Annotated in this window: 5 protein-coding genes; all 5 read right to left on the reverse strand. The window is 35.3% G+C overall.

Features of this window, described 5'->3' with window-relative positions; translation table 11 throughout:
• Positions 1-6: 6 nt before the first annotated feature.
• On the reverse strand, positions 7-1,974 hold the full coding sequence (gene uvrB, locus WKS98_RS06155; RefSeq protein ID WP_498917804.1) for an excinuclease ABC subunit UvrB: 1,968 nt from the start codon (positions 1,972-1,974) through the stop codon (positions 7-9).
• Positions 1,975-2,082: 108 nt separating this feature from the next.
• Positions 2,083-3,042, reverse strand: coding sequence for a DUF1002 domain-containing protein (locus tag WKS98_RS06160; RefSeq protein ID WP_498917806.1), 960 nt, complete (start codon positions 3,040-3,042; stop codon positions 2,083-2,085).
• 63 nt (positions 3,043-3,105) lie between these two features.
• Positions 3,106-3,450 carry a hypothetical protein gene (locus WKS98_RS06165; RefSeq protein WP_498917807.1) on the reverse strand — a complete coding sequence of 115 codons (345 nt, stop codon included), beginning with the start codon at positions 3,448-3,450 and terminating at the stop codon, positions 3,106-3,108.
• Complete coding sequence (locus tag WKS98_RS06170; protein WP_498917809.1) at positions 3,434-4,714, reverse strand: DUF1576 domain-containing protein; 1,281 nt, start codon at positions 4,712-4,714, stop codon at positions 3,434-3,436. The genes WKS98_RS06165 and WKS98_RS06170 overlap by 17 nt, the downstream gene beginning before the upstream one ends.
• A gap of 82 nt (positions 4,715-4,796) precedes the next feature.
• Positions 4,797-6,386, reverse strand: coding sequence for an ABC-F family ATP-binding cassette domain-containing protein (locus WKS98_RS06175; protein WP_498917811.1), 1,590 nt, complete (start codon positions 6,384-6,386; stop codon positions 4,797-4,799).
• Positions 6,387-6,513 lie beyond the last annotated feature (127 nt).

The raw sequence follows: 6,513 nt of genomic DNA on the forward strand, positions 1-6,513 counted from the left end.
AATCACCTAATATTCTCTCTTTAACTTCTTTAGTTGGTCACGGAGCACAGCGGCCCTTTCGAAGTCTAACACTTCTGCGGCTCTGTACATCTCTTCTTCAAGGTTGATGATAATCTTTTGAATGTCATCAGCTGTAATCTCTTCTTTATCTATCTTATAGTAATCATTATCTTCTGCTACTTTTGTAGCTGCAATAAGTTCTCTTATATCCTTCTTAATTGTAGTAGGGGTGATGTTATGTTCCTTATTATACTTATCTTGAATTTCCCTTCTACGCTTTGTTTCTGTAATGGCTCTGTCCATGGAGTTGGTCATATTATCAGCATACATTATAACTCTACCGTCGGAGTTTCTTGCGGCACGGCCAATGGTCTGTACCAGTGATGTCTCTGATCTTAAGAATCCTTCCTTATCTGCATCAAGTATGGCAATAAGTGACACTTCTGGCAAGTCTAAGCCCTCTCTAAGAAGGTTTATACCAACCAGTACATCATACTCTCCAAGTCTTAAGTCTCTAATTTTTTCCATTCTCTCCAATGTGTCTATGTCAGAGTGTAGATAGGTAACTTTTATATCTAGCTCTTCAAGATACTTGGTTAAGTCCTCCGCCATTTTCTTTGTCAATGTGGTTATAAGAACTCTTTCATTCTTTTCAACATTTTTATATATCTCCGTTACAAGGTCATCAATTTGACCCTTTGTCGGTCTAACTTCAATAACTGGGTCAAGAAGTCCCGTTGGTCTTATAATTTGTTCAACTTCCTGCTCTTCATGTTCTTTTTCGTATGGCCCTGGAGTTGCAGACACAAATAGTATTTGATTCATCATTGACTCAAATTCGTTAAACTTAAGTGGTCTGTTATCCAGTGCTGAAGGAAGTCTAAATCCATAATCCACAAGGTTTGTCTTTCTCGATTTGTCTCCTTCATACATACCCCTAACCTGTGGCAGAGTAACATGGGACTCGTCCACTATGGTAAGGAAGTCCTTTGGGAAGTAGTCGATTAGAGTATAAGGTCTTGACCCAGGAGCCCTACCACTTAAATGCCTTGAGTAGTTTTCAATTCCCGTTGTAAATCCCATTTCTGAAAGCATTTCAAGGTCATATCTCGTCCTTTGTTCAATCCTTTGGGCTTCCAACAGCTTCCCCCTGTCCTCGAAATATTTTATTCTCTCTTCAAGCTCTTCTTCAATTGTAACAAGGGCCCTCTTTACCTTTTCCTGTGAAGTGGCAAAGTGGGAGGCTGGGTAGATTGCAACGTGATTTCTCTCTGCAATTACCTCTCCAGTTAGTGCATCAATCTCTGTGATTCTATCAATCTCGTCTCCAAAGAACTCAACTCTAATGGAGTGCTTCTCTTCATATGCTGGAAATATATCTAGACTGTCTCCTCTAACTCTAAAGGTACCCCTTTCGAAGCTAATATCATTTCTAACATATTGAATGTTGATTAACTTCTTCATTATGTCGTCTCTGTCTTTAATCATTCCTGGTCTAAGGGAGATAACTAAATTTTCATAGTCAATTGGGTCTCCTAAGCCATAGATACACGAAACAGAAGCAACTATTATAACATCTCGTCTTTCAAATAGTGACATAGTCGCAGAGTGACGAAGTTTATCAATCTCATCATTTATAGAACTGTCTTTCTCAATATATGTGTCAGACTGAACAACATAGGCTTCTGGTTGATAGTAGTCATAATAGGACACAAAAAATTCAACCGCATTTTCTGGAAAGAATTCTCTAAACTCTCCTGCCAGTTGATATGCCAAGGTCTTATTATGTGCTATGACAAGTGTAGGCTTTTGAACTTTCTCTATGATGTTTGCCATGGTAAAGGTCTTTCCCGAACCGGTAACACCTTTTAAAGTCTGAGCCTTCATATTATTTTCTATTCCATCAACAATCTTTGCAATAGCTTCTGGTTGATCGCCTGTAGGTTTAAATTTTGAATGTATTTTGAATTCCATAACTCACCTCTTATGAACATTCGTTCGATACTATTATATCACTGATTCATATGCTTGTAAAAACAGAAAAATACCTCCTTTATCTTCCTCGATAAAGAAGGTATATGATTATTGTCTAAATAGTTCTACAATTTTATTGAACACATCTCTTAAGAATGCAGAAATTTGATCTAGTAGACCACTTTTTTCTGCTTCGTTGTATGCGTCCTTTGCCCCGTCAAGGATGGCTCCTCCCCATTTCTTTAATTGCTTTGCAACTTCTTCAGAAGTTATTGCATCGGTGTTTGCATATTTTTCAAAATAAGAAATAAGTTTGTCCATTTGGTCTTGGGTTACAACTTTGTCTAGGTCGTATTTAACCAGCGACTCTTCCACAACTCTTCTAATGTCTTCAAGAGTTGGTTGTTTGTCTTGATTATTTTTTATGTCCCCAAGGCTTGACTTGATGTCTGTAATTGCTTCGTCTAGCTTATCTGCATCAAATCCTTCCTTAGCCTTGTTCTCTTGGCTAATTTTATTAACAGTGTCAAGCTCATCTTGGGCAACTTCCATTCTCTCCTTGTCCAAGGTTTCGCCATTGGCTTCAAATGCCTTGTACACTCCAGTAAGTGCAGACTCACCTGTTACTGGTCTTATTGCTCCAACAAGTATTGTGGCATCTTTAACCCCTGCAGTAAGTGCAGCGTTTCTATATTGCTCCGCTGTGATTTGAGTAATGTTTTCAGGAGTCTTTATTTCAACTTCCACTCCCTTTCCCTCATTTTCCTTTGTTACAAGTACAGATGAAATCATATTTGCCGGATTTGAAAGATCTCCACCAATATACTTAACCAAATCCTTGTAAGTTACTTTTATGGAATTAATATTTTCTTTATTCTTAATTCCAAGTAACTTCATTGTACTGTCCTTTTGATTTTCGTTTAGGGTTTCCCCATATGCAAATGTGGGCTTGCCCCATCTTTCATTTATAACTTCTGTGTCAATTCCAGCAGCCTTTGCCATTGACGCATTAAATAATATGCTAAAGGCAAAAACGCCTGCTAAAGTCTTTTTGATTTTTGTATTCATCATTACCTCCTGAAGCTATTATACCATGAACAGGTCTAATGAAAATCAACAAAATTTCAACATTTATTTATGTCTTGCTGCATAAAAGGATAATGTTTTGTCATGATATAAAATCATTCCCTCGTCTACCATGGAACTTAAAAGATTTATGTCATTTACGTCTTCCCCTATGCCAAGCATATTACTATAGTAGCCTCCAATTGATGGAAGTCTCTTATTATTCAAGAGCCTATTAAACTCTTCTAAGTCTGAAGGTTTTTTGTCAGCTTTCCCTTCAGCTACAATGACAATTTTGTCATCTTCATTTTTTATTCTTACGGTAATATCTTTTACTCCATTGCTATACATATAGGTTAAAAGAGATACCGTTATTTTATTTGAAATAATAGCACTATCGTCCAGTATCATATTTCCTCCTTTTATATGCCAATATAATTGAATCGTAAAGTGGAACAAGTGTCGCTGCTACAAAGCCACCTGCAAATCCATTGTTATATAAGTTTAATCCACCATGTAGGTAGGCTAGGTTTGAAACCACTGCAACATGCACAAAGCCTGCAACGGCCCCTGCTATAAAACCATATTTACCACAAATTGGTGCAAGATTTGTTCCAAATAACATAATCATAAGTGATGAGGCAGAGTTTTCATCATAAATATTTAATAAAACAGCCAGTCTTGCTCCTATGAGGATAGGAATTGTATTTCTAGGATGTTTACCGAAGGAAGAAAATCCTACAACGGTCAATATCCCTCCAACAACTGGACCAGATAACTCACCACCAATTAGAAGTATATAGGTTGTAAAAATTATTCCCATAACTCCCATATTGAAAAGTGTTATTCCATATCCATAAAGATCAAAGAAATCTGCAACAAGCTGCCCAGTATTCTTTAGTAGTTCTTTATATTCTCTTATTATATTTCCGCTTTTAACAATCCCTATGCAAATCATAATAATAAAAATAATGTAAAGTATTATGGATAGTTCTAGGTCGTATCCACTGGAGATATAACTTACGGTTTCGATGTTCACATTAAACATCTTAAAGGTTGCCGTTATAAACATTCCAATGATGCCCGCAGTAAAGCCCACGTTGTATAAACTAAAACCTCTGTGAAAGTTTAAGAAAGATTGGGCAAGTGGTGGTATGATATAACCAACAAAAATCCCTGCAAGGTATCCTATGAGTATTCCCTTAAATAAATCTAGGTTCATTCCAAAGGCAATTTCACTTACCAGTGGTCCCAAGCATGATCCAAAAAGCGCCGGCAAAATATAGTTTTTAAATGGCAACTTAATTGACTTTGCGTAGAGATATACTCCAATTGTAATTGGGATGGAGTTTAATATATTCTTTCCGAAAAAAGAAAATCCAGACACAATAAATATACCTGCAATTAGTGGACCATTTATCATGGCGCCAACTCTCCTTGCAAGAAATATGGAAAGTAAAGTCATCATCCCACTATTAAATAGTGCCGCACCTAAATTTCCTATTTCAATATAATCAGTAGTCAAATTGCTTGGAGAAAAAAAGATTGTATTCATTCCGTCAAATATTTCTTTTGGACTATTTACAAAGAAAGAACTCAGTAGTAAAAGAAGTCCAAAGGCGTATAGAATTAAATATTCTTTTGTATTGCTGTCCATTTTAGAAATTTTTTGCATACTTCACCTCAATTATATTATCTCTTAAATTTTAACATATAATAGAATAGTATTGAAAATTTTAAAAAAAATAAATACCCGCTTATGACAGGTATTTATCAATATATTCTTCATATGTTCCCTCTTCAACTCTATAACTTCCATCATCAAATATTTCTACAATCTTATTTGCAACTGATGATGTGAACTGGTGGTCCAGTGAAGTAAATAAAATATTTCCTTTAAATGAAATTAATCCATTGTTAACAGCTTCGATACTTTCAAGGTCCAAGTGATTTGTCGGTTGGTCGAATATCAGCATATTTCTTGGCTCAATCATCATCTTTGAGAACATCATTCTAACCTTCTCTCCTCCTGAAAGAACTGATGAATCCTTAAGTGCTTCGTCGCCAGAGAACAACATCTTGCCTAAGAATCCCCTAATAAATACTTCAGAGTTTTCTGTAGAGTACTGTCTTAACCAGTCCAGTAGGTTTAACCCTTCAGTATCAAAGTACTTTGTATTGTCCTTTGGAAAATAATCATAGGATATAGTTTGTCCCCACTTATAAGAGCCTTCATAATCTTCTCTATTTCCTGTAATAACTTCAAAAAGTTCAGTTATTGCAATTTCATTTCCAATAAAACCAATTTTTTCATTCTTTAAAACCCTTAAATCAAAATCCTTTAAAAGAACTTTATCATCATTTTTAATAGTTAGGTTTTCAAAATTTAAAATTTCATTTCCCGGTTCCCTTGAAAGTTCAAAACCAACAAAGGGATAACGTCTAAGGGATGGTGCAATGTCATCTAACGTAATCTTATCAAGCAATTTTTTTCTTGAAGTAGCTTGCTTTGACTTTGACTTATTAGCAGAGAATCTTCTAATAAAGTCTTCCAGCTCTTTAATCTTTTCTTCCTTCTTTTTGTTAGCATCCTTTATCATCTTCTCAGCAAGTTTACTTGATTCATACCAGAAATCGTAGTTACCAAGGATCATTCTAATCTTTCCATAATCAATATCAACCATGTGAGTACATACTTCATTTAAGAAATATCTATCGTGGGATACGACAATTACTATTCCTTCGAAATCGAATAGGAAATCTTCTAACCACTTAACCGCCTTGAAGTCGATACCATTTGTAGGCTCGTCAAGTAAAAGTATTTCAGGTTTACCAAATAGCGCTTGTGCAAGAAGAACCTTAACCTTGTCCGCCTCTATTAAGTCCCTCATATACAGCTCATGCTTGTCAATATCTATACCAAGACCTTGAAGAATTGTTGAAGCTTCACCTTCCGCTTCATATCCATTTAACTCGCCAAATCTTCCTTCGAGCTCCGCCGCTCTTATTCCATCCTCTTCTGAAAAATCCTCTTTTGAATAAATCAAATCCTTTTCTACAGAAATATCATATAATTCCTTGTTACCCATAATTACAGTGTCTATTACTTTATGGTCTTCGAAAGCAAAGTGATCTTGGTTAAGTTTACTAAGTCTATCATCTGGACCCATGGTCACATTTCCCGTAGTAGGTTCCTTCTCACCATTTAGAATTTTAAGAAATGTAGATTTACCAGCACCATTAGCACCAATAACACCATATACATTTCCATCACTAAATATTAAATTAACATCTTCAAATAACTTTTTATCAGGAAAAGCCACAGAAAGATTATTAACAGTAAGCATAATGTTCCTCCTATTTTTTTATATCTAACATACCTATCTATTTTAATTTAAAAATGACATAACTTCAATCTTTTAAACAATAAAAAAAGATGTTGTAGAATACTCTAACTAACATCTATATACTCAA

Source organism: Lagierella sp. ICN-221743 (assembly GCF_037890055.1).
Classification (GTDB): Bacteria; Bacillota; Clostridia; order Tissierellales; family Peptoniphilaceae; genus Mediannikoviicoccus.